The organism is Oceanobacillus sp. FSL K6-0127, assembly GCF_037983385.1.
Taxonomy (GTDB): domain Bacteria; phylum Bacillota; class Bacilli; order Bacillales; family Amphibacillaceae; genus Oceanobacillus; species Oceanobacillus profundus.
The window spans coordinates 4,106,618-4,131,654 of the sequence record NZ_CP150287.1; the positions used below are offsets into that span (position 1 = coordinate 4,106,618).

26 protein-coding genes are annotated in these 25,037 nt (G+C 37.8%); 7 read left to right on the plus strand and 19 right to left on the minus strand.

The window, feature by feature from the left end:
• Positions 1-8: 8 nt before the first annotated feature.
• The 4 genes from MHH64_RS20055 to MHH64_RS20070 all read right to left on the minus strand — a co-directional run bounded on the left by MHH64_RS20055 (position 9) and on the right by MHH64_RS20070 (position 2,616).
• On the minus strand, positions 9-887 hold the full coding sequence (locus MHH64_RS20055; RefSeq protein WP_340002323.1) for a MoxR family ATPase: 879 nt from the start codon (positions 885-887) through the stop codon (positions 9-11).
• Between the two features lie 512 nt (positions 888-1,399).
• A complete protein-coding gene (locus MHH64_RS20060) occupies positions 1,400-1,711 on the minus strand; it encodes a hypothetical protein (RefSeq protein WP_251660762.1) in 312 nt (103 codons plus the stop codon).
• 21 nt (positions 1,712-1,732) lie between these two features.
• Positions 1,733-2,293, minus strand: a complete 561-nt coding sequence (locus tag MHH64_RS20065) for a DUF2812 domain-containing protein (protein ID WP_340002324.1) — start codon at positions 2,291-2,293, stop codon at positions 1,733-1,735.
• Positions 2,294-2,307: 14 nt separating this feature from the next.
• The gene (locus tag MHH64_RS20070) at positions 2,308-2,616 is read right to left on the minus strand and encodes a PadR family transcriptional regulator (RefSeq protein ID WP_095308316.1); all 309 of its coding nucleotides are present in this window, start codon (positions 2,614-2,616) and stop codon (positions 2,308-2,310) included.
• A gap of 292 nt (positions 2,617-2,908) precedes the next feature.
• Here MHH64_RS20070 and MHH64_RS20075 point away from each other — a divergent pair, with 292 nt between their 5' ends.
• Positions 2,909-3,394, plus strand: a complete 486-nt coding sequence (locus MHH64_RS20075; RefSeq protein WP_340002326.1) for a DUF2599 domain-containing protein — start codon at positions 2,909-2,911, stop codon at positions 3,392-3,394.
• Positions 3,395-4,040: 646 nt separating this feature from the next.
• Here the strand turns inward: MHH64_RS20075 and MHH64_RS20080 are convergent.
• The 5 genes from MHH64_RS20080 to MHH64_RS20100 form a co-directional block, all read right to left on the minus strand.
• Positions 4,041-5,159: a transposase gene (locus MHH64_RS20080; protein ID WP_251660768.1), complete on the minus strand. Its 1,119-nt coding sequence runs from the start codon at positions 5,157-5,159 to the stop codon at positions 4,041-4,043.
• A gap of 252 nt (positions 5,160-5,411) precedes the next feature.
• Positions 5,412-5,585: a hypothetical protein gene (locus MHH64_RS20085; RefSeq protein WP_251660771.1), complete on the minus strand. Its 174-nt coding sequence runs from the start codon at positions 5,583-5,585 to the stop codon at positions 5,412-5,414.
• Between the two features lie 351 nt (positions 5,586-5,936).
• Positions 5,937-6,611, minus strand: coding sequence for a phosphatase PAP2 family protein (locus MHH64_RS20090; protein ID WP_340002327.1), 675 nt, complete (start codon positions 6,609-6,611; stop codon positions 5,937-5,939).
• 487 nt (positions 6,612-7,098) lie between these two features.
• Positions 7,099-8,010, minus strand: coding sequence for a DMT family transporter (locus tag MHH64_RS20095; protein ID WP_240033829.1), 912 nt, complete (start codon positions 8,008-8,010; stop codon positions 7,099-7,101).
• A 195-nt stretch (positions 8,011-8,205) separates the two neighbouring features.
• Positions 8,206-8,376, minus strand: coding sequence for a hypothetical protein (locus tag MHH64_RS20100; RefSeq protein ID WP_340002328.1), 171 nt, complete (start codon positions 8,374-8,376; stop codon positions 8,206-8,208).
• Positions 8,377-8,517: 141 nt separating this feature from the next.
• Between MHH64_RS20100 and MHH64_RS20105 the strand changes: the two genes are divergently transcribed.
• The gene (locus MHH64_RS20105) at positions 8,518-9,435 is read left to right on the plus strand and encodes an SDR family oxidoreductase (RefSeq protein ID WP_095308310.1); all 918 of its coding nucleotides are present in this window, start codon (positions 8,518-8,520) and stop codon (positions 9,433-9,435) included.
• Between the two features lie 743 nt (positions 9,436-10,178).
• On the opposite strand, the gene MHH64_RS20110 is transcribed toward MHH64_RS20105, so the two are convergent.
• The 10 genes from MHH64_RS20110 to MHH64_RS20155 form a co-directional block, all read right to left on the minus strand.
• Complete coding sequence (locus MHH64_RS20110; RefSeq protein ID WP_339316163.1) at positions 10,179-10,958, minus strand: Cof-type HAD-IIB family hydrolase; 780 nt, start codon at positions 10,956-10,958, stop codon at positions 10,179-10,181.
• Between the two features lie 156 nt (positions 10,959-11,114).
• A complete protein-coding gene (locus tag MHH64_RS20115) occupies positions 11,115-13,034 on the minus strand; it encodes a BglG family transcription antiterminator (RefSeq protein ID WP_340002329.1) in 1,920 nt (639 codons plus the stop codon).
• A 221-nt stretch (positions 13,035-13,255) separates the two neighbouring features.
• Entirely contained in the window at positions 13,256-14,644 is a 1,389-nt protein-coding gene (locus MHH64_RS20120; RefSeq protein ID WP_251660781.1) for a glycoside hydrolase family 1 protein, read from the minus strand.
• Positions 14,645-14,660: 16 nt separating this feature from the next.
• Positions 14,661-14,966 carry a PTS lactose/cellobiose transporter subunit IIA gene (locus MHH64_RS20125; RefSeq protein WP_251660783.1) on the minus strand — a complete coding sequence of 102 codons (306 nt, stop codon included), beginning with the start codon at positions 14,964-14,966 and terminating at the stop codon, positions 14,661-14,663.
• 79 nt (positions 14,967-15,045) lie between these two features.
• Complete coding sequence (celB, locus tag MHH64_RS20130; protein ID WP_251660785.1) at positions 15,046-16,329, minus strand: PTS cellobiose transporter subunit IIC; 1,284 nt, start codon at positions 16,327-16,329, stop codon at positions 15,046-15,048.
• 23 nt (positions 16,330-16,352) lie between these two features.
• Entirely contained in the window at positions 16,353-16,661 is a 309-nt protein-coding gene (locus tag MHH64_RS20135; RefSeq protein ID WP_095308298.1) for a PTS sugar transporter subunit IIB, read from the minus strand.
• A 225-nt stretch (positions 16,662-16,886) separates the two neighbouring features.
• Positions 16,887-17,810: a Gfo/Idh/MocA family oxidoreductase gene (locus MHH64_RS20140; RefSeq protein WP_340002330.1), complete on the minus strand. Its 924-nt coding sequence runs from the start codon at positions 17,808-17,810 to the stop codon at positions 16,887-16,889.
• A gap of 199 nt (positions 17,811-18,009) precedes the next feature.
• The gene (locus MHH64_RS20145; protein WP_340002331.1) at positions 18,010-19,521 is read right to left on the minus strand and encodes a sodium:solute symporter; all 1,512 of its coding nucleotides are present in this window, start codon (positions 19,519-19,521) and stop codon (positions 18,010-18,012) included.
• Entirely contained in the window at positions 19,521-19,727 is a 207-nt protein-coding gene (locus MHH64_RS20150; RefSeq protein WP_095308294.1) for a hypothetical protein, read from the minus strand. The genes MHH64_RS20145 and MHH64_RS20150 overlap by 1 nt, the downstream gene beginning before the upstream one ends.
• 88 nt (positions 19,728-19,815) lie before the next feature.
• Positions 19,816-20,685, minus strand: a complete 870-nt coding sequence (locus MHH64_RS20155; protein WP_340002332.1) for an N-acetylneuraminate lyase — start codon at positions 20,683-20,685, stop codon at positions 19,816-19,818.
• A gap of 178 nt (positions 20,686-20,863) precedes the next feature.
• On the opposite strand from MHH64_RS20155, the gene MHH64_RS20160 reads away from it, so the two are divergent.
• The 5 genes from MHH64_RS20160 (at position 20,864) to MHH64_RS20180 (ending at position 25,011) form a co-directional block, all read left to right on the plus strand.
• Positions 20,864-21,556: a FadR/GntR family transcriptional regulator gene (locus MHH64_RS20160; protein WP_340002333.1), complete on the plus strand. Its 693-nt coding sequence runs from the start codon at positions 20,864-20,866 to the stop codon at positions 21,554-21,556.
• A gap of 2 nt (positions 21,557-21,558) precedes the next feature.
• Positions 21,559-22,230 carry a FadR/GntR family transcriptional regulator gene (locus MHH64_RS20165; protein WP_339231020.1) on the plus strand — a complete coding sequence of 224 codons (672 nt, stop codon included), beginning with the start codon at positions 21,559-21,561 and terminating at the stop codon, positions 22,228-22,230.
• A gap of 10 nt (positions 22,231-22,240) precedes the next feature.
• Entirely contained in the window at positions 22,241-23,125 is an 885-nt protein-coding gene (locus tag MHH64_RS20170; RefSeq protein WP_095308291.1) for an ROK family protein, read from the plus strand.
• A gap of 17 nt (positions 23,126-23,142) precedes the next feature.
• Entirely contained in the window at positions 23,143-23,820 is a 678-nt protein-coding gene (locus MHH64_RS20175; protein ID WP_339316145.1) for an N-acetylmannosamine-6-phosphate 2-epimerase, read from the plus strand.
• A gap of 336 nt (positions 23,821-24,156) precedes the next feature.
• Positions 24,157-25,011 carry an ROK family protein gene (locus tag MHH64_RS20180; RefSeq protein WP_251660792.1) on the plus strand — a complete coding sequence of 285 codons (855 nt, stop codon included), beginning with the start codon at positions 24,157-24,159 and terminating at the stop codon, positions 25,009-25,011.
• The last annotated feature ends 26 nt before the right edge of the window (positions 25,012-25,037 follow it).

Here is a 25,037-nt window from a genome sequence, read left to right on the forward strand (position 1 = left end):
TCTCCTTTTTAAAATAGCGTTTCAGCTAAGTTCTTCACAAATTCACGCTCTCGCTCTTCATCCAATTTGTCAACGATTGAACGTAAAATCGCACGTTTTGGAGGTATCAAGACACTCAAATCACACGCATCAAGTAACGCACGAATTGATGCCGCATCCTCGGATAGCTTTCCTTGAAAGACAGCTGTAATTAAATCTCCAGATAATTTTACAAATAAATTAATTAATGTCTCATCTGCCAACTTTGTATTGGAAACGATGAGTTGCTTCAATTGCTCGCCCTCGATGTATGGAACCTCAATGACGATAAAACGGTTTTTCAACGCTTCGTTAAGCGGAACGGTACCAATATACCCTTCATTAATCGCAGCAATCACGCCAAAACCTTCCTTGGCAGTAATCATTTCATTTGTAAATGGATTCGTGATTGTTCTCCGATAATCAAGCACCCCATTAATAAGCGGCAATGTTTCCGGCTTAGCCATGTTTACCTCATCAATATATAAGAAGCAACCAGCCTTCATCGCATTTGTCATCGGCCCCGGGATAAACTCAATCACCTGCTTTTCACCTTCGTAAGCAAGTGTTTTAAACCCAAGCAAGCTTTCCGCATCCAAATCCACCGAGCAGTTCACACTGAACATCGGCTGCTGGAACAGCTGGGATAGCGTCTCCGCAAATTTCGTTTTTCCCGCTCCAGTAGGACCTTTTAACAAGACATTTTTTCCCATACTTAATGCAGTAATAGCATCCGTTAGCAAATCCAAATGTGGCGGCACATAGCCACCAGGCCGAATTAAATCTTGAAACTCCTCTGCTTGTCTTGCTTTTTGCTTCTCCTCTAGTTGTTGGTTTATATTTTCAGGTAACTGATAGTTTAAATTCATTGTAAAAACTCCTTCCTAGGACATTGTATACGTGATTAGGGGGAGAAATCAAAGATTGCCTTCAGCATTATAGTGGAATGATTGTGTGGAAATGCTATTTATTTTGGAAGTGCGTGCTGGAATGGTGCCTTATTTTTGCGTTTGGTGCTTTAGCAGGGCGGGGATGGTGTCTTATTTTTGCGTTTGGTGCTTTAGAAGGGCGGGATGGTGTCTTATTCTTGCGTTTGGTGCTTTAGCGTGTGGCGATGGTGTCTTATTTTTTGCGTTTGGTGCTTTAGCGTGTGCCGGTGGTGCCTTATTTTTGCGTTTGGTGCTTTAGCGAAAAGGGGTAGCGTCAGGAAAATGCGTATTAACAACGTTAGGGAATCCAGATATAAAATAAGCCTAATTTATCGGTAGTTTTAGTGAGAAATTAGGCTTTGATTACTTCCATTAACGACCCTTACAGCTGAAGACGGTTGTTTTCTTAGAATGGAAGTGCTTTTCATGTTCCATCTATCTATGAGTAGCTATCATTTACTTTTTTTGTTATATACAATTGCAGTAATTACATTAAGTACAATAGTAACTATAGAAAGCAGGAAAGAAAGACGAACCACACCCTTAGAGGTGTCCATAAGAGCCGACCAATCCTCTATCCTGACTAAGTAATCGTTATACAAAATTTGAAAACATAGCGAGATTACACAGGCACTAAAACTTGCTATCGAAAATAAAATCCAAGTTTTGTTATTATCTTTATTACGCTTTGCCAGACTTGCAATAGGCAATATCCATGCAATTAAACCCAGCACAAGGCTTCCGATATTTAACAAACCATACATAATCATGTCTCCTTTCTATTTCTAATCCATATTTTCAATTATTTTCTTGAGTTTGAAAAATCCTGATAAATATTTCGTTGAGTAAAGAGTCAGTATTAATCCGCCAAGCCATATCAGCGATACAATGAAAATGATGCCTAATGGGAAGTAACTATAAAGAAACATATTTAATGCTAATACACATGAAATGATAACCGAAATGACTGTTAGAGGGATAAGTTGAACCAGTTTGCGCTTGATATTCTTTCTGCACATAGCGAGTTTCGTTTCACGATCACTGAATATTTTTTCTTCGCTACACTGTAAAGCAGGTTTTGAAAAATAAAATCTGCCGTCTTTTTCAGCCACGAATTCCCATCCAAAATCAGTAAATAATTGTACATATTCACTTTTACGCTGCTCTTTCGGATTAAAGTCTATCTGATAGATAGCAGCTTCTTTATCGCATTTTTCAAAAAAATATTTCTTGCCTCTTGTATCGGTCAATCTCCATCCAGCGTTGTGTTGAGAGGATAAAAATTCTTGCTCCTCCTCAAAATCGGATATATAAAAACTCCTTCTGATTGTTTTCTTTTCAGTCATTATTGCATCCCTCCCTATGCTCTTGTGTTTTTATATAATCTTTCAATACGCAGGATTTCAATGTCTAATATTTCACGTCCTAAATCAGTGATTTTATAAAATTTTCGATTGCTCTCTGTTTTCACAAGAACAATTAGCCCATCTTTCTCCATTTTGGACAAACTGGTATAAACCGTCCCTGCCCCTAAATCTATTTCACCTTTTGTGAGGGTTTTTACGTGTTTCATGATACTATAACCATGCATTTCACTTTGCAAAGCAAACAGGATATAAAAGCTGGTTTCTGTCATTGGCATATAAAACCTACGTATTCTTTTATCCAATCAAACACCACCTTCCTTATAGCGTACTACGATATAAATGATTATAGCGAAGTGTGATATATTTGTCAAAACCTGATTTTAAAGAACGGAATAATCACTGAAAGCCGTGAATTACGCTTCTAATAGCAATTCACTACTAACAAATATAACTAATTTACAAAAAATTTACAAAAAACAGTAATATTATCCTATTTGGTTTTAAGGGGTAGTTTACTAGAATGGAAAGTGACAGGGGTGGTACTTAGGTAGTTTTACTAATGGGCTCAGTTGTGATAGTCGGAGGGGAGTGATATTGGGTAATTTTAATCCAGTTTCCGCAGCAACTGAAACGGATGAATTTAAATATTTAAAGGACGCAATCGAAACAGTTGACGCTGTACCTTCTGAGGAAAGAGATCAATACTTGGAAGATAACCGTGATTGGATTGATGATGTTGGAGTGAGACTGGAATCTTATGTAGAATCCTTTCCAGAAGAGGAGCAAAATGATGTAGTTACGCGTCTTTTAAGCGATAACGCTATAGGAAAAATCGAAATCGCACTTAGCGGAAATCTTGATGAATACTTTAATAACGTATGGACTTCTACACGTGGGGGTTATTACACATATTCAATGGAACCAAAGTGGTCCGTCAGACTTTGGGGACCAACAATGGAGGCTGCTTGGAATGAATTAGGAAGAAACTATAGTGGTATCCGAAACGACAACGGAAGTTTATGGAACCAATATAAATGCCATTGGGATTATGATGTTTTTGGTGCAGTAGCAGGAAGCTAGGATTTAGAGGTGGGTAGACCGATTGTTTCTGTCTGGGAAATGTTCACGTCTCGTTGCAATCCGTCGTAATTAAATAATCAAATTTATTGAGTAGCAAAGAACAATTTTTAATCTAAGTATTGCAGTAGCGCAACAGACGATAGGAAGCAGAATTGCTATAATCTGGTAGACTGTGTTGGCTAAGAGAAAACGTGGTGAAAACCGGAGGAGCAAAGCGCCATGATAATCTGGCTGCAAACCTAATAGACCAATGTAACCAATCTATTTATATGGTGAGCTCATTCGAGAAGAGGTTGCGTTACATACTCTAAGACCACTAAAACTGTCTTAACGTTGTTAATCCTCATTTTCCTGACGGTATCCCCTAAAGGCAAAAGGAGCTTGGATTCGGTTCCAAACTCCTTCTTTTAATACTCTTTCCTCAATTCTAAGAAATGAATTGATAGAAGGATGGTATTCTTTATTTATTATTGCGTGTCCAGTTACGGAATTTCACATAACATGGAATGCCTTGAGTGAACTACCCACCACTTAGCTAACCTTATGGTCTGCTTGAAGTGGGGGCTTCTCGACTTATCGTTACTTTTACTGTACTAGCTAACGAAAAATGACCGAGCTAACCCTCTTGTTCCAAGAGTTTTTGTTTCTATGATAATGCTAATAAGCGTAATCCTTCATTCTTGATATTGATAGCTGAATTGTAGTCACGATCTGCCACATAACCGCAAGAGCATTGGTATGTACGGTCAGATAGCGCCATAGGCTTTTCTGCACCACAACAAGAACATTTTTTAGTAGAAGGAAACCATTTGTCAATTTTCATGAGTTGCTTCCCCAGTTCTTTTAGCTTGTATTCTAAAAACGTAGTGAACATACCCCACCCATTATCATGAACGCTTTTACCAAAGTAAAGGGTTTTAGACATACCTTTCATATCTAAGTCCTCTATACTAACCGCATCGTAGTTTGAAGCCAATTCCTTTGACTTATTATGAAGGAAGTTTTTACGTTGATTTGCGGTTTTTTCTTGCAATCGAGCTACTTTCAATCGTTGTTTTTCCCATCGTGCAGAACCATACTTTTTTCGAGATAAAATACGCTGTTCCTTTGCTAGTTTGTCTAATGATTGACAATAGAAACGAGGGTAATTGGCTTTCTCACCCTGTTCGCTTTCAACATATAGACCATCCATTGCAAAGTCTAATCCGACAACATGTTGAACGTTTACAGGCTTAATCTCTTTCTCATATTCTGTCAAAATAGAAATATAGTATTTTCCTGATTTTGTTTTGGTAATCGTACAGGACTTTATTTTATAATCAGAAGGGAGGTCTCGATGCTGTTTGATTTTTAGTGTCTGTTTTATTTTGGGCAATTTGATATGGCGATCTTTCAATTTGATATTTTCATTTACCATATTTGTTGTATAGGATTGTTTATCTTTTTGGCTTTTGAATTTCGGGTAGTTTGCACGACCTTCAAAAAAGTTTTTATAAGCTACTTGCAAGTTAATCTGTGCATTTGCCAAAGCCAATGAATCCACTTCTTTTAAGAATGAAAATTCATCTTTATATTTAGCAGGAGTCGGAAACTTTTGTTTGTTGAGTTTTTCATTGTCGTCTTTGTATTTCTCATACGTTTCTTTACGGTCTGCTAACATTTTGTTGTAGACAAAACGAACACACCCAAACGTTTTAGCAAGAAATATTTCTTGGTCTTTATTCGGTAATAATCGAAATTTGAAGGCTTTATGTTGCTTCGTCATATCCATTCACCTGCTTCGATAAAGAATATATGTTCTTATTATATCGTAGGAAGGGATGCTTGGCTATCGCCAACCGAAATTCATCTCCCACCTACTCATTAGGCTAACGCCATAATGCCATTCACATTCCTTGAGGATGGGAGACTTCTTTCGGAAATCCGTTAAAACGTATGGTTTTATCCGTTTCCCTCACGCCGTGACTTTCCGCTTCTCTATAAATCTTTTTTCTAGCATGGACAGGCACAAATTCCATTAATCCAATGGGTTTCCCGTCTTCGATGAGCTTAATAGAAACGAACGGTCCTTCTTCACCATTTCCGTTATCATCACGTCGATATATTTATAATTAATGACCTTCAGCCATTGATGGGAACGTTTATTGATATGATACTTCGAATCCTTTCGCTTCAGGACAATCCCTTCCAAGTCTGTCTTATTCCTTTACTAAATGGAAATACGGCACGCCACCCCTTCGCCCCATTGAACCTGCACTGTCTTTTCCGAATGGAATTCCAGCTGATTCAGAAGTTCTTTGCGTTCGATAAGCGGGAAAGACGTAATCCTTTCACCGGCATAAGCTTCATCCGCAGTACGTTTCCAGTCACAATTTCATGGAACAAATTTACAGATAAAAGGTTTGCTTCTTCTTTATCACAGATGACCGTCACTTCCCCTCTAGTCCTGTCAGGGTAGCAACTTCCATCAAAACGAGCTGTTTCATCAAGTTTTTCTACAGGTGTTCTATAATCAACCGTTTGTGCAATATACGGGATAAAATTATCTATAATCCCTCTTTTTCAGCAGTTTGATTTTTTCAAAGTGCTTATCTCTATATTTCTGAAAAAGTCCAACTACAATTGTTAGCCAAAATCCACTAGCGAAGTATCCGCCAATAATATCACTCGGATAATGTACACCAAGATAGACTCTACTGATTCCAATCAAAACAATAAATAGGCTGCTAAATAGTATTAAGATAGTACGTCCAGTGCGATTTGGAATATGACGCCATAAGAGGAATGCTAGAATGCCATAAAATGCAAAGGCATTCATTGCATGACCACTAGGAAAACTATAACCACCAATATCAATTAGACGATGAAACTCTGGACGTGCTCGATGAAAGATTTGTTTTAAAATCCAATTTAGGATTGGCGTACTAATAACAACCGACCAAAGTAAAATGATCTCTACTCGATGTTTCATTACAACATATAGAAACAGAGAAGTCAGCAGAACAATGACAAGCATGGCAGAAAAAGAGCCAATGAATGAGAAAAACTTCATGATGGACGTTAGTGTTGATGTTTCGAATTCTTGAATATAGGCAATCACTGTACGATCAAAGTTCGTAATATCTTGATTGACTGCAAAAATCACCATTATACTAAATCCGAAAAGCGTGACTAAACCGGTAATCAATGCCCCTGTCGAGTGCTTTTTATGTATCATGCTGAAAAACTCCTTAGATGAAATTACCTTTTATTTAGAGATACACGGAATCTTACCGCCTTCCCCAACAATACTTTCTTTGCGTATTATTACCTTACTTCCACCACTATATTTAAATTGTTAAAAGTTATCTGCTATCCTGGAGTATCCATTTGTATTGCATTTTTACGTCTATTTTATTATATATTGGACAGATGACGGATCTTAGAGGATACGGCACCAGCGCATGGAACGAAATCATGGAAAAACTTATTCAAACGACGTACCACTGTTGAACGTTTTCCATCCCGTCACAATCCTTAATTTCTCTCCAGAACGCGTCCGAACAAATAGCTTTCATCTGCTGTTTGAAACTCTATCAACAATGGCTCACTCTTCATTCTATTTTTTTATTATGCTCCAATCGCACCTCAAAACGGACACCCAACAACGTTCGGATACCCCATACCATGAAAAAATTTTAACTAACTAAGTTCTTAGTCATGAATCAGGAAGCTCGTCCCCGCCAATTAATCACAATAATTCCAACTGCAACTAGCAAAATCGAAAAAAGAATAAATACATTTAACGTCTCTCCAGGAATAAACATCGCGGATAGCACAGTTCCCGAAACTGGAACAACAAATTTGTAAATACTTATCTCGCCAGCTTTATTATATTTTAAAATTGAATACCAGAGCGCAAATGCAACGGCCGATAAAATTGCGGAATAGATAAATAAAGCCGTACCGAGACCATTAAAGATAATTGCATTTTCACCTAGCTGCGGATAGCCGACCGCAAGTAAAAGCACAGCACCTATTGTTAGCTGCCAGCCTGTCAATGCGAATGGATGGATACCAACCGCTAATTCTTTTGCCATAATCGTTCCAATTGCACCTGTCAGCGCAGCTAATATCATGTAGCCTTCCCCAGTAAATTGAAATGCCAGCTCAAATTCCTGTCCCCAATTCGCAACGATAATCCCGGAAAAACCGGCGATTAGGCCGATAACTTTTTTCCAATTCATCCGATCATTTTTGTAGTAGTAATGTGCTAGGATAACGGTAAAGAAGGTGGCACTTGCTGATAAAATCGATCCTTGCATACCTGACACTTTTGCTAAACCATTGTAAAAGAAAAAGTATTGTAACGAAGTTTGAATAAATCCAAGGATAACAATGACCATCAGCTGTCTTTTTGTAATGATAACTTTCTTTGGGTTGGTTAGAAGCAGTCCAACAAGCACAATAAGTCCAGCTAGTAAAAAGCGCCAGCCGGCAAAGACAATTTTTGCAAAGGTATCATCAGGTGCCATTTGCAGTTCTTCATAGCTTACCTTTAAAACAGGAAAAGCACTCCCCCATAAAAGCGAGCAAAAGATTGCAATACCAATGACTGCCCATTTATTTTGAAACATGTTTTTCACGTTTGATTCATCTCCTGCTAATTCTTCTAGTAGTAACAATAGTCTAATGTAGCTTATAGATAGGTATTTGGTCAAGCAAAGAAAACTTGGCATTCGCAAGCTTTTAACGAATGTCTTAGTTGAACTTATATAAAAAGATAGTTTTAAAATAACCCAGCTGGAATTAGCCGGGCTATGCCTTAACAGTTAAATAATCGGATAATACTGTTCATATCCCGGATTGCAGTAATAAGGTGGTCTTGGCCCGATTTTCGGAACAAGCCACAAATTCGGGTTATCATCATATCGCATTTTTTCTTTTTCGTCGGAATGCGTAACTAATAACAGTTTTACCTCTGGATTGTAATAATCATGCATCGTTATAAACCCCTCCTGCCTATGCTTTCCAATTACTTTATTCACCTCACACCGTTCATGAGCACGTACATTTAACCGATGCACAACATCCGCCCATTTTTCATAAATTAATTTCAGTATGAATGATGGAGGAGGAATATAATGACAAAGGATTATGGAGACGAGCAAACTTATCCTATGTATCCCAATTACGGAAAAATAACGCGGTATGAGGATATCGCTATTACGGTTCCTGAACAACGTCAATATCGACAGCCAGGTGTAGAAGCCAAAATGGTACCGAGACCAATCATCGAAAATCCGAATTATAAAGGAAGTGGAAAGTTAAAAGGTAAAGTTGCTCTGATTACTGGCGGTGACAGTGGAATGGGAGCTGCTGCGGCAATTGCTTTTGCAAAAGAAGGAGCAGATATTGCCATATCCTATTTGGATGAACATGATGATGCAAACCGAACGAAAAACAGAATCCACGAGCTTGGCAGAGAGTGTCTCCTGTTACCTGGTGACCTTAGAAACAAACAGCAATGTATCGCTATTGTTGAAGAGACAATTAATACTTTCGGGAAGCTTGACATTCTGTGCAATCATGTAGGTATCCAATTTCAACAACTAAGTTTGCTCGATATTACCGATGAACAATTCGATGACACATTCAAGGTAAATATCTATTCCCATTTTTACACCACACGCGCTGCACTTAAATACTTAGAAGCAGGTAGCTCCATTATTAACACCTCTTCTGTTGTCGCTTTTGATGGAAATGATCAGCTCATTGATTACACAGCAACTAAAGGTGCAAACATCGGCTTTACACGAGCATTGGCAAACAGCTTAGTACGTAAAGGAATACGTGTTAATGCAATTGCACCTGGACGAATATGGACACCCCTCATTCCATCCAGCTTTTCCGCCGACCAAGTTCCCCTTGCAGGTAATCCAATGGATCGTCAAGGCCAGCCATTTGAAGTGGCTCCCACATTTGTCTACCTTGCCTCAGATGATTCAAGATTCGTAACTGGACAAACGTTGCATGTAAATGGCGGGCAGGTGCTTTCATAGTATTATGTTTATATCTTAATGAATGACTCTTTACTGTTTGGATGGATCGTGCGTTAGCTTTCGGTTTGGTGTCATAGAGATGGGGGATGGTGCGTTTGTTTTCGATTTGGTGTCATAGAGATGAGGGATGGTGCGTTAATTTTGGATTTGGTGTAATAGAGATGGCGGATGGTGCGTTAGTTTTAGGCTTGGTGTCATAGAGATGGGAGATGGTGCGTTAGTTTTAGTTTTGGTGTCATAGAGATGGGGGAGCGTGCGTTAATTTTGGATTTGGTGTCATAGAGATGGGGGATGGTGCGTTAGTTTTGGGTTTGGTGTCATAGAGATGGCGGATGGTGCGTTAGTTTTGGGTTTGGTGTCATAGAGATGGAAGATGGTGCGTTATTTTTCGATTTGGTGCTTTAACCAGGACGGATGGTGCGTTAGTTTTGGGTTTGGTGCTTTAGCCAGGACGGATGGTGCGTTAGTTTTCGGTTTGGTGTCATAGAGATGGAAGATGGTGCGTTAGTTTTCTATTTGGTGCTTTAACCAGGACGGATGGTGCGTTAGTTTTGGGTTTGGTGTTATAGAGATGGGGGATGGTGCGTTAGTTTTGGGTTTGGTGCTTTAGCCAGGACGGATGGTGCGTTAGTTTTGGATTTGGTGCTTTAGCGACGGTGGATGGTGCGTTAGTTTTGGATTTGGTGCTTTAGCGACGGTGGATGGAGGGCAGTCAAAACCGACTGCCCTATTTCTAGATTAATTTACTTCAACAGACCGACCAACTGCAGTCCGTGTAAAATTCCATCTTCGCCAACATCTTTTGTCACGAATTTCGCAGCTTTTTTAGCTAAATCATGTCCATTTCCCATTGCAACACTGTTATGAACATACGTAAGCATTTCAACATCGTTTAATCCATCACCAAATGCATATACGTGTTCAGGCGAAACACCTAAATGATTTACTAGATTTTCAATGCCCATCGCCTTTGACCCACCTAATGGCAAAACATCGACAGAATATTGATGCCAGCGGACAAAATCAAGCTGATCTACTGCTTCTTTGTATGCTGCTTCATGCTCATTCTTACAGAAAAGCAATGTTTGGTAGATTTCATTATTTTCATAGAAACTTGGATCAAATCCTACCTTATTATTTACTTTCAATGAATCGATTGCCTCTGCCAATTCAGCATGCTCTTCCACATTCGAATACCAGCCTTCATGATCCATGTAGATCAGCGGATGCCCATGCTTCCTAGCATGGACAGTTAATTGTTCCAGCAAATCGCGTTTGATTGGGTTTTTATAAACGATTTCACCGTCTCTTACAACATATTGCCCATTAAAACCTACAAACGTATTGATATTTAACACTTCACGCAGGTCTTTAAAATTAAAGGGTGAACGGCCAGTCGCAATGGCAATTTCATGTCCTTCTCCTTGAAGCGTTTGAATAGCTTCCTTTGTTGATGCAGGAAGTTGTTTCTCATCGTTATACAACGTTCCATCTATGTCAAAAATAATTAACTTTTTTTGCATGTTGCTACCTCTTTCTATGGGGGTTCTACTGTTTAGCTTAAGGGAAAAGGTGGGGGAATGCAATTTATTCGGTTAGATAGAAATAAGAATGGGAAAGAATTTATTGCAGAGAGATGTTTCGCTCGGATATTTAAAAATGTCACGCAGCTCTTTATTTTATAAACTCCCAACAAACTCTTTATAATCCCTGGCTTTAATCAACCTTTCAACCATCGTACTACTATCAATTATCTCTCCGAGCATTTCGTACATTGCCTGCAGGTCTTCTTGTGAATCTTTCTTAACACATAGAAGGCATATAAATTGAACAGGTTTGTCCCCCCATTTTATTGGCTTTTCTAATGTACATACAGTCAGAAAGGTTTTTTCTGTTTTTGGTGTGATTGGATGTGGTATTGCCACTAAATTGCCATACGAAGTAGGAGCAACTTCCTCCCTTCCGTATACCGCTTCTAGAAACGTCTCATCCACTAAACCTTTCTTTAGCAATTCATCATTTAGAAAGCTCAAAACCTCATCCATCGTTTGGTGTTTTTTCCGAGGAAACATTAGCTCTTCACTAAAATAGGTATTTATAGATTGACCCTGTTCCCCTATAAATCGCCCAATTTTTGTTAAATCTTGATCTCCTAAAATGGCATTAACTTGAACAACTGGTACTGGGATATTATCTTGAATTGGAATTGAACTGACAATAAAATCTATATCATACAAACTATAATCACGTAATTTATAATATTCAGTTGTTCCAACAATATCTAAATCCTTACCAAATTGATTTTTCAATTTATAATAGATTAATTGCGCTGTTCCAAAGCCTGACGCACATATGATTAAACAGCGCTTTGGTCCACTTTTCAGCTTTCTTCTTTCTATCGCTGCTCCTATATGAAGGGCAATATAGCCAACCTCAGGTTCATCTATTTCAGTCCCTGTTTCTTCTCCGATAATTATTCCGGCATAAACAGCTGCTTCAAATGCTAATGGATAATTCTTTTTTATATCTTCCAGCATCGGATTACGGATGTTCATTCCATACTTATACCGATTAACAGCCGGCTTCAAATGAAGACTTAACCCAAGTATTAACTCCTTATCCTCGTTAATTCCAAGGTTTAATTCTTGCTCGATTTTATTCAATGCCGATGTGACAAGATGAAGAATATCCTCATCAATTACCTCTTCAACGGCATCATTCGCCTGAGAAAGCATTTTTGTTCCAAGTAAATGTATTGCAATATAGGCTACCTCCAATTGTGGAAATTCAACTTGGAACTTTTCTTCTATCTCTTTTACGATTTCCTGCGCAACTTTGTATTCTTTTTGTTTTAAAATATCCTGTAAATCCATATTGTATAATTTCACATGATTACCACTTTTTATTCGCTTATAAGCAATGGCAATATGAACGAGTAAATTATTCAATGCTATGTCTGATAGCGTGATGGAATGAGCGTTAATTTGCTTGATGATAATCTTTAAAAAACCATCAAGTACTTTCTGATCGAAGGAAGCTAGATATGGATCCATCAATTGCTCTCCAATATCTTCATTCCAATCAAAAATATATTCTGCCATACAAAAACGGAGTTTCATTTCATTCCCTTTTACTTTCAAACCATAATTTGGACGCACATCTAAACTAAGTTCGTATTTAAATAGTATTTCTCTAACTTGCTTTAAATCATTTTGAATAGTAGACCTGCTGATATACATCTCATCAGCTAAATCATCTAACTTAATATAATTCTTATTAAGCAGAAGTCGTATGATGATGTATTTCGTTCTTTCTTCCGGTGTCTTTGGAACAAATCCGTTTATCGACTGACCATCATTTGATATTTCTGTTAAAAAATCTCGGAAAAGTTGTTCTTCCATAATTTTCAGCTGATATCCCTTGCCCTTTAATGACTCAATCATAGCTCCATTTCCCTCTAGTAGCATCGAAAGATTTTTAATATCTTCTCTCGTAGTTCGTACGGATACTTGTGTTATAGAAGCTAAGTACGTCCCGGTAATAGGAGATTCAACTGCGATTAATTCTCGTAATATCGCTTTCATTCTGTATTCTAGCATTTTCTTAATCCACCCTCTTTCGGTGTACCAATTACGATTAACATGAATCTTTTATCACTAACCTTGCCCTCTATCATTATTTTAACCATAAAAGGCTCTGATACCTATGCAGAACCAGAGCCTTTTAGAAAAAATACTATTATAATGGAATCTTCTATACACCTTTTTGAGTCCGCATCATGTTCTATAGGATATTCTTTAGAAAAACAATCCAATTCTTATTAAAAGCCGTTACGCTCAGACACTTCTTTGATCCAGTGTGCACTTTTCTTCGGTGTGCGTTCTTTTGTCTTTACATCAACTGAAAAGAACCCATAGCGGTTTTTATAGGCGTTCATCCATGACCAGTTGTCCATAAATGTCCAGAGGTGGTAGCCTTTTGCATTACAGCCTTCCTGGATTGCTTGATGCAACCACTTTAAATGCTCACGGATAAAGTCAATTCGGTAGTCGTCCTGGATTTCTCCGTCTTCTAAAAAGCGTTCTTCATTTTGAACTCCCATACCATTTTCTGAGATGAAGGATTCAATATTGCCATAGTTTTCTTTTAGATTAATCATAATGTCATAGATACCTTTTTCGTAAATTTCCCATCCGCGATAAGGATTCATTTTACGACCTGGCATTTCATAGTTATCGAAAAACCAATCTGGCATGAAAGGTCCATAAGGGTTTGGCAAATGTTCCTTTGCTTTTACACGACGTGGCTGATAATAATTGACACCTAGAATATCAGCAGTGTTTGCTTTAATTAGCTCACGATCTCCATTCTCTGTGTTAGGTAAATGACCATGTTCACGTAGAATTTCAATTAATTCTTCAGGGTACTCCCCTAAGACAGCTGGATCCAGGAAGCTACGGTTGAAAAATAAATCTGCAATTTGTGATGCTCTTAAGTCAGCAGGGTTTTGACTACGCGGATAAGATGGCGTCAGATTTAAAATGATACCAATTTTTCCTTCGCTAATATCACATGTACGGAAAATCTCCACTGCTTTTGCATGAGCAACCATTGTATGAAAAGCAACTTGTACTGCACGTCTTCCATCGACTACATTAGGATAATGGAAATCATAAAGATAACCGCCTTCTACCGGAACAATTGGCTCGTTAAATGTAAACCATTTGGAAACACGATCACCAAATAGATGGAAAGCTTCTTTGGCATATGCTGCATATGCATCAACAACAGATCTGCTTTCCCAGCCACCTTCTTCTTGTAACTCGAATGGCATATCAAAATGGTATAGGTTTACAAAAGGTTCAATCCCATTAGCAAGCAGTTCATCAATTACATGATTATAGAACTTCACAGCCTCTTGATTTACTTCACCACGTCCACCAGGGATTAGCCGAGACCAGGAGATTGATAAACGGAATGTATTGTGACCAATTTCCTTCATTAATTGGATATCTTCTTTATAACGGTAATAAAAGTCAGATGTGGACTCTGGACCTACACCTTCAAAAAAGCGATTTGGTTCGACTTCGTACCAATGATCCCAGATATTTTTTCCCTTTCCTCCCGCATTGGCAGCTCCCTCCATTTGCGTTGCCGATGTTGCACTTCCCCACCAAAATCCTTCCGGAAATTTATATTGAACTGACATTTCATATACCTCCTCATTATTTGCTGCGATAGAGTTCAATAAATTCTACTGCTAAATCCCTCACAGTCATAGCGTTCATTAAATGGTCCTGTGAATGAATTAAAATCACATTTACATTTGCCTCTTCCCCATTAGCTTCTTCCTGTAATAGCTTTGTCTGGAAACCATGTGCCTTCGTTAGCTCTTCACCTGCTTCTGCTATTTTTTGATCAGCTTCTTCAAAATTACCCTCTTTTGCATCTTGAATAGCCTCCATCGCACTAGAACGACCATTTCCTGCATATAAAATAATTTGAAATGCAATTTCTGTTATATTATCCATTCGCAGTCACCTCTCATAAGTTGCTAATCTATCATCTTAAGAATAGAGTGGCCCCGCATAATTGGGGCCACTAATCTATCTACTTATTGCCACTTTTCTCTTTCTCATAATAGTTTTTATCCAGAATTTTCAGGAACGGCCACCAGATTACCATTACGACCATTAAATTAAATGCCTGCAGTACTGCACCTTGCCACGCATTGCCTGTTGCTAAAAATCCACTTATCAGCGGTGGTGTAGTCCATGGGACAATTATTCCAGCTGGCTTCGGTACGATTCCAGTTGACATTGCAATATACGTAATGACCGTTATAACAACTGGAGCGATAATCCAAGGAATCAGGACTAATGGGTTCATAACAATCGGCAATCCAAAGATAATTGGCTCGTTTACGTTGAATATGCCCGCTGGCGCACCAAGCTTCCCTAGCTCTTTTAACTGCCTGCTTCGCCCTATCATAAAGATCAGAATGATAACCGCTAATGTCATACCTGTTCCACCCATACCGACTAAGAAAGTATCAATAAACTGTTTTGTTACAACGTTTGGCAACTCAAGACCTGCCTGGAATGCTTGTAAATTTTCATCGTTTAAGGTGTACCAAATTGGATCAAATACAGAGTTTACGATAATCTGACCATGTAAGCCAAAGAACCAGAAAACTTGAATTAAAAGTACTGCCACAATAGTTGCTGGCAAACCACTGCCTAGAGTAGTCAATGGCTGTTGAATAATGGTATAGATAAAGTTCTGTATGGTTTCAAATGGTGTATAGCTGAAAATAATACGAATTATTAAAAATAATGATAACGTTAATGTGATTGGAATTAATGCGCTAAATGATTTAGAAACTGCATCCGGAACGCCTGGTGGCATTTTGATTGTCCAATTTTTCTGAGTGAAAAACCGATATAGCTCAGCAGATACAAATGCCGTAATGATTCCTAAGAACATACCTTGTGCACCTAAGCTTACTGTTGGAATAACACCTGCCACTCCCTCAAGTACTTGCGGTGTTAAGATTAAAAACGAAGCTAAAGCAGTTGCTCCACCATAAATAGCCTCCAAACCGTATTGCTCAGTTAGCTTATATCCGATACCAATAATGACAAACAGACCCATAATACTTAAGGTTGCGGCTGAAGCTGGTCCTAATGCAGTTTGATACGTTGCAAATGCTTCTTCCCCAATCAATTTATCTAAAAATGGCAGATTTGCCAGAACAACGAATATTGAACCAAAAATAATTAATGGTAGTGAAACCATGAAGCCATCACGCAGAGCTGTCAAATATTTGTTATTGTTAAGCTTGTCCGCAATTGGTAACAGTATATTTTCCAAGACCTCCATAAACTTGTTCAATTTTATGCTCCCCCTCTTGGTGACTATTCACCAATTAACTCCAATGCTTTATTTAAAACCGCTTCTCCATCTACGCGACCATAAGCCATAGGATCAATAATGTCTAATGGAACTCCAGCTTTCTCTGCGACTACAGAGAATTTCTTCTTCATAAATCTCATTTGCGGGCCGATTAAAAGAACATCTGCCTTTTCGATTTCAGTTGGTGCCTTATCTTGTGCAACAGCCCAAATATTGACTTCAATCCCTTTCGAAGCAGCTGATTCCTTCATCTTGTTCACTAAAAGACTTGTTGACATTCCTGATGAGCATGCTAATAATATATTTTTCATCTGATAATTCCCCCTGAATTATAATGTAGTTTGTTTTTGAACCTATATTCATCGTACAGCTAAAGCGGTTTCATTAACACGCATTGTTTTTCCTCTTTAAAGAGGAAGTTGTTAAACGCTTTCATTATTTTGTTTTTTTACCAGACACCAAGCAAAAAATAGCAATCTGTTATGAATCATAATAGAATGAAAAACTCCCTACCATCAAGTAAGGAGTTTATCAGTTTAAATTCCAGCTTTAGTCAGTAACTCTTCGACAACTAATTGTGATTTTAATCCCTCTACTCCATCGACAAGAAGTTGTGAGTCGTTGGTAACACATTCCACGAAATGTTCAACCGCGTCAACAAATCCTTTTTGCTTTAAGGTCGTTTCCCAGGATGGGGAAGTCTGTATGGTAAGTTTATCTTCTTGAACAGTTTCCATCACATTCAAGTTTTTCACACGAATTAGTGCTCCATCTGTAAGTAACTTTAATTGCTCTAAACTCGTTCCAGCCTTTCGATGCATTGAAAGATTAAATGAAGCTCCATTTTCAGCTTCGAAAACATGGTGAGCAAAAACGAGCTGTTCAGTCAAATTAGTTGTCATCTTTTGATACATCAACTTCAATTCACCACCATGAAACCACCTCATCAAGTCAACGATGTGAATGTAATCGTCAAGCATCGTAAAACGGCAACTCGCCGGACCAATGTTATTTGTACGGTGTTTCTCAACATAAATCGCAGCAGACGCCCCTGCCCTTTGCTTCGCTTCCACATACATCGGTGCAAAACGACGATTAAATCCAACCATTAGTTTTCGACGATTTTTATCACTTAACTCAACTAGTTTTTCCGCTTCTTCAACTGTAGCAGCAAGTGGCTTATCCACATAAACATCTTTTCCATTTTTAAGAAGTTCCGATACTACTTCAAAATGGGACTCCGTTGAGCTATGGACAAATACCGCGTCACTTGCTTGTATTAATGCTGACATACTATGAAAATCCTGAATTCGATACTGCTGGCAAATTTGCTTTCTTTTTTTCTCGTTCGGGGAAAAGGCCCCGACAAATTGCCACTTCGTTTCTTTCGTTAAAGTTGGTAAATAAGCTTTTTGTGCAATGCCTCCAAGTCCAATCATAGCAATTCTTGGCAATTTCATTTAGACACTCCTTAAATAAGGCTTCTTTTATTTATGTTCTTTCATGTTATTTAATATTGGATAATAATACAAGTACTTAGGTAATGAGAAACATGATTTATGGAATTTCTCGAAACGGTTGCTTTTAATCCATTCATAGATAATAGCAATATGAAAAAAACGAGTAATCACTTCCGTCAGTGATTACTCGATCCTTATTTTAAGCTCCTATTTTTTCTTTTACATACTTTTCATTTTTACTGAATATTGTAAGACCAGTTGTGTTTTTATGGAATTTAGGAAAGAAAAAGCTTGCGATATATCCAAACCCAAATGATGTAAAGAAAGATACCATACTTACAGCAAATGGGGTTAACTCCGTTTGCTGGATAAAGTACGAAGCAATTGCACTTAGGAATAGTCCAACCAATACACCTGGAGCATTTGCTCGTTTCGTGAAGATCCCGAGTGCAAATATACCAGCAATTGGCACACCGAATAATCCGGTTATAGCCAAAAATAAGTTCCATGTTTCTGCACGATTCGTGGAAATGAGATACAAAGCAACAGCTAATCCAAGAACACCAGTAATGATTACTACCCATCTTGCAAGTGCGACATCATTTGTTTTCTTATGATTGAAAAATCGCTGTTTAAAATCAACCAATATACAAGCTGAAATACTGTTAAGACTCGATGAAATGGTAGATTGAGCAGCCGCAAAAATAGCAGCAATTAGTAAACCTGCAACACCTACTGGCAATGAAGTCACAATAAAATATGGAACAATTGCTGAAGTGTTAAACCCATCAGGAAGTGCTTCCACATTACTGTAATAGCTGTAAAGCACCGTTCCCATACCATAAAATATAGGAATTGTGATTAATGCAAGAATTCCATTTGTCCACAAGGATTTATTTGTATCCTTGATAGAACTTGTTGTCTGGTAGCGCTGTACAACATCCTGACTCGCTGTATACTGATGCAGATTATTAAAAATGGAACCAAGGAAAATAATTGGTATTGCTGCAGCTGTAGTACCAAACTGAAAGTTTTGCGCTGTAATAAATTTTTCATTCGAAATCGCATCATTTAATACAGTTGAGAAACCACCATTAACTGCGGATATACCAAGTACAACAACTAATATTGCACCGCCAAGTAGTATAATCCCTTGAATAACATCACTCCAGATTACACCTTCCATACCACCTAAGAATGTGTAGATAATACATAACCCTCCAACAGCTGCAGCAATAAGCACTGGATTAATTTCTGAAACGGAAGTAATGGCTAATGTTGGCAAATAAATAACAATCGCTACACGTCCAATATGAAATAAAACAAATAATAAGCTCCCTATCACCCTTAGTGAAGGGCCGAATCTTTCTTCGAGATATTCATACGCTGTTGTTATATTAAGTTTTCTGAAGAAAGGAATGTAGAAATAAATCAAAATCGGTATAATTGCAAATATTGCAAGGTTTCCTGCTGCATAGGACCAGTCCGTTAAAAATGCCTGCTCTGGAGTAGACATAAATGTAATCGCACTCAAAGTTGTCGCATAAATACTGAAGCCCGCTGCCCATGCAGGAATTTTACCACTTGCTTTAAAGAAGGCATCTGTATCCTTACCGGCCTTTTTCGTGAAGTATAGACCTACGCCAAGCATAGCGATTAAATAAACAACTAATACGATCCAGTTTACTGTACCAAGACCCACTTTTTCCATTATTTTTCCCCCTCTTTGTATGCGCTTAAATATTTATTATTCAAAAAATTAATTGATAGGAAAAGCAGTTCAACTGCTTTTCCTTGTTTGGTCTTATGAAAACTTGGCATACGGTAAATAAATTGTTGAAAGCTTATTTTTTTCTTAGAAGCTCTTATTCTATTATTCTTGAAATTCAAGCTTCCTGAGCGTGCATGATTCTGCATAAAAATGCTTTTCCTCTGAGAAGTATGTGTTTTGGACTATTAATTGCTCACTTGTACAGAAAAAATACAAGTACACTTTCGACTTAAATCACAAATTAAAATCTCTCACCAGTTTTTCCACAGCTTCCCTTTTTGCTGGATCAAATGAACTCATTGGCTGCTTCACTGTTCCGGCATCGATGCCCTTCACATTCAATATCTCCTTCAATGTCTGATACAACCCAAGCTCTAAAACTTTTTCTATGATATCGTTCATAACATGCTGCACTTCATAGGCGCTGGCAATTTCTCCCCGCTGCACCATTTCAAAAATTTGTTTTGCAAGATTACCATGGATATTATAGGTACTTCCAATTGCACCGTCTACACCAGAGACCGCACCATATATTAGCATTTCGTCAAATCCTGAATAGATCAGTTTATTTGGGTATTTCTTACGCAGACGCTCTAACATAAAGAAATTGCCATCTGTATATTTAACACCGATAACTTTTTCATTTTGGAAAAGCACATCAAACTGTTCCAATGACATGGATACGCCTGTCAAAGCAGGAATAGCATAAATAATCATATTGTTGCCTGTTGCTTCTATAATCGTTTCATAGTAATTCTTAATCTCGTCAAACGTAAATTTATAATAGAATGGTGTAACAGCTGAAAGGCTATCATACCCCAATTCTGTTGCATACTTCCCAAGTTCCACAGCCTCATCTAGATTGATTGAGCCAACTTGTGCGATTAGTTTAACCGCTCCATTCGTTTCTTCATGTGTAATTTTAAAAATTTCCTTCTTTTGATCGGTTGTCAGCATGAAGTTCTCCCCAGAGCTTCCGTTTACATATAACCCATCAACCTGCTGCACGTCGATATTATTTCTGATTACTTCCCGTAACCCCTGTTCTTTAATTCTTCCCTGATCATCAAAAGGAACGAGTAACGCTGAAAATATACCTTTCATAAAAATTCCTCCCTTAGTTTTAAATTGCTAAAACGCATTCATAAAGTTATAATATTGTCAGACCAATTTTCAATTTCATCATAAAAGGGTTTTCACAAAATGTCAACACTTTTCGTAAGGGGTTTCATTATAACTATGAAAATATGATATGATTTAGGAAAAAAAACGAGGGATCAACGTGGAAATTCAGAAGACTTCTCTAGTGAATATTGTTATCGAAAGAATAAAAAACTCTATTCTAGAAAATAAGTTAAAACCAAATGATAAATTTTTAACGGAAAAGGAGCTTACGGAGCAGCTGAAGGTAAGTCGAACTGTAGTAAGAGAAGCATTAATCTCACTTCAAGCTGTGGGGATTTTAAAGATTAAGCCCGGTGGCGGAATCTACATTGCAGACACGAAGCTTGGAACGATCAATTCCATTTTAAAACATCATTATGAAACATACGGTGTAAAAATAAGGGAATTAATCGAAATTCGAAAGATCATCGAACTTGGGGCATTGCGCCTGATTATTGAAAAGCAGGTTCCATTGGATATACAACAGCTAAAAGAAATAAATGAGTCCTATCTCCAAGCGATTACAACCAATGGAGATACAAAGAAATTCGATCGTATTTTCCATCAATCCCTTATTAAAGCAACTGATAACGATACCTTTTATGACTTCAGTGAAATTATTCATCAGTACTTTGCTCTCGTAAGAATAGATTTGACAGAGAATCAGGATTCCTTAATAGAATCGTACAAACAGCACAATGAAATTGTTGATGCTATTAAGGATAATGATCTGCTTCATGCACAGAAAACAATGACTGCTCACTTTGAACCTATTTTTACTTTTATTAAGAAAATGGAGGAAGAATCGTGAAAATGGATCCAGTCGATGTGACAGAAAGAAAGTCTCTAAAAAAAACGGTCATACAGGAAATTAAAAAATATATAATCGATCAGCAACTAAAGGCAGGAGACAAACTTCCGACAGAGCGTACATTTACTATGATGTTCGGGGTAAGCAGGTCTGTGGTCAGAGAGGCCTTAAGTTATCTCGAAAATACTGGGGTTGTTACAACAACACAGGGAAAAGGTGCATTCATAAATGAATCAAACATAGAAAATCTTCTAAACAGCTTTTTTTTCCTTTGGCAAGTTAATGATGGACAAATCGAGGACATATTAAGCTTAAGAATCATTTTTGAGTCAAGTGCCATTGATGAAATAATTCGGCAAAATCGAATGGACGAACTAACTGAATTAAAAAACAGGGTGGATGACAGTAAAAACTGCCAATCATTGGAGGAATTCAGAGAAGCGGATATTGCTTTTCATAAGCATCTTCTAGAAGCAACCAATAATAAGCTGTTTATTCAAATGACAAACATGATTACAACCTATTTTTTCGAAACGGAATATATTGAAATGACAATAGACGAATATCAAAAAGCTGCATCAGAGCATTTACAAATTGTAGAAGCAATGATAAAAGGAAATGCTGAACAAGCAAAATCATTACTCACAGGACATATTCAAAACACAAAGGTATAGGGGGCTTCATATGGGGATTTACCTATCCATTGATATTGGGGGTACATACATTAAATATGCCCTGATGGATGAGCAGCATAGACTTTATAACCATCAGAAGATGGAAACACCCGTAAATATCAATCATGCCATTTTAAAACAGATTGAAACAATAGTAGAGAACACAACAGCTCAGTACGAGATTGATGGAGTCGGCATCAGCACCGCAGGGATTGTAGACAGAACGACAGGGGAAATAATTTACGCTGGACCGACCATTAAAGACTATAAAGGTACAGCTTTCAAATCTTTGCTGAATGATAAATATAAGCTGCCAGTACATGTTGAGAATGATGTAAATGCAGCACTGCTCGGAGAAATTTGGAAAGGTGCTGCCAGAAATCAAAATAACGTTGTTTGCATTACCTTGGGTACAGGAATTGGCGGTGCACATTATGATCATCAACTAAAGGATGGATTTAATTATCAGGCAAATTCAGTGGGATATTTATTGTATGACCCAGAAACACGAACAAACTATGAAGAACGCGCATCAACAGCTGCTTTACATAAGAGAATAGAAAAAGAATTAGGAACCGAATTCTCAGTAAAATCCGTTTTTGAACATGCGAAAAATGGAAATGAATCCTGTATTTCCATTATTGTATCCTGGGCAAAAGAAGTAGCAAAAGGACTAGCGCAAATTATTTTAATATCAGACCCAAAATGCATTCTAATAGGTGGTGGCGTTTCAGCTCAAGGTGATTATCTTCTCAAACAGATTCAAAATCAGCTCGACGTATTCCTACCGGAGAATTTCCTGAAAACGGAGCTGAAGATAGCTGAATTATTTAATGACGCTGCATTATATGGAGCTGTGTATCCTTTTTTTAATACGAAAAATAACACTTTTTGAATAGGGGGAAGTAAGATATGCTAGAAAAAGTAAAAGGAAATTTGATTGTATCCTGTCAGGCACTACCTGATGAACCATTACATAGTTCATTTATTATGTCCAAAATGGCATTAGCAGCATTACAAGGTGGAGCAAAAGGCATTCGAGCCAACTCTAAAGCGGATATTATCGCAATTAAAAAAGAAGTCGACCTGCCAGTAGTAGGTATTGTAAAACGTGATTATGAAGATAGCTCTGTCTTTATAACTGCAACTTATAAAGAAATAGACGAATTAATAGAGAGCGACTGTGAAATGATTGCAATGGATGCGACAAACAGGAAGCGCCCAAATAATATTGAACTTGCAGAGCTTGTGAGCTATACACGGGAAAAGAATAGTAAAATCCAGCTCATGGCCGATATTGCTACACTCGAGGAGGCTGTTCAGGCAGAGCAGCTTGGCTTTGACTGTATATCCACTACCTTGCATGGTTACACCGAAATAACAAAAGGCAAAAAGCTTTACCATGATGACTTTAAATTTTTGAAGGATGTTTTGGAACATGTGAGCATACCGGTTATTGCTGAAGGAAATGTGATCACACCAGAGATGTACAAACGTTGCATGGAACTTGGCGCATATTCCAGTGTCGTTGGTGGAGCGATTACAAGACCGAAAGAAATTACGAAACGTTTTATTGAAATGATGGGGTGATAATCAAGTAGGATAAGTGAATAACTCTTCAGAACCCGGAGTGCCGATTTCCCCACACCGGGTTTTCTAGAAATTAGTTCCTAGTATTGCGCAGTTCTTTAACAACTCTGAAAATCGAATTGATAGATTTGGAGCTTTTGGTTTTTTACAGATGACATCGTTCTTTTGACTTCTGCTACTTAACACTAGCTCTTTCTTGGTTAAGTAATTTAGATTATAGCTTTGAATCTGCCTTTATAGTGGTTTTTACAATAGCATTAATGCTACTCTTTGTGTTAATGCACGTTTATGTTGTTATTTTAGAATGATAAAAATATTATATAGGGGAGGAACGATATGCTTATAGGCGGAATTGAAGCAGGTGGTACTAAATTTGTGTGTGCTGTTGGAGATGAATCTGGAAATATTTTTGACAAGGTAACTTTCCCTACAGAAGAACCAGAAAAAACACTAGATGCAGCAAAGCAATTCTTTAACAAACATGATATCCAAGCACTAGGTGTAGGAAGCTTCGGTCCTGTGGACTTGAATAAAAAAAGCAAGACATTTGGCAGGATTTTAAATACACCAAAGTTAAAATGGAAGCAGCTTCATCTGTTAGAGCAGCTAAAACAAGATTATAATATACCAGTAACTTTGGATACAGATGTCAATGCTGCAGCACTGGGAGAATATAAATATGGTGCTGCAAAAAATGCCGCTAGTATTCTCTATATTACAGTAGGCACTGGCATTGGAGCAGGGTTTGTGAAAGACGGCCAAACTTATATTGGCAAAAGCCATCCCGAAATGGGCCACATCTTTATTCAACAAAGAAAAGACGATAATTTTGAGGGTAACTGTCCTTACCATGGTACCTGTTTAGAAGGTTTGGCTTCAGGACCAGCGATTGAAAAACGCTTTGGTAAAAAAGGAGATTTATTAGGAGCAGATCATATTGCATGGGAAATAACAGCAGATTATTTGGCACAAGCAATCATTAATTATCTTCTTATTCTTTCTCCTGAAAAAGTGATTATTGGTGGCGGCGTAATGAAACAAAAGCAGTTGTACCCGCTTATCCGTAGAAAGGTACTGGAGTTTTCGAATGCTTATATGGAACTTGAAAATTTGGACGAAATGATTGTAGCCCCTAAATTAAATGATGAGCAAGGGATTAAGGGTGCTATTGCGTTGGCTTTGTTGGGGTGAATGGGAAAAAGCTGTTGCTATGTGTT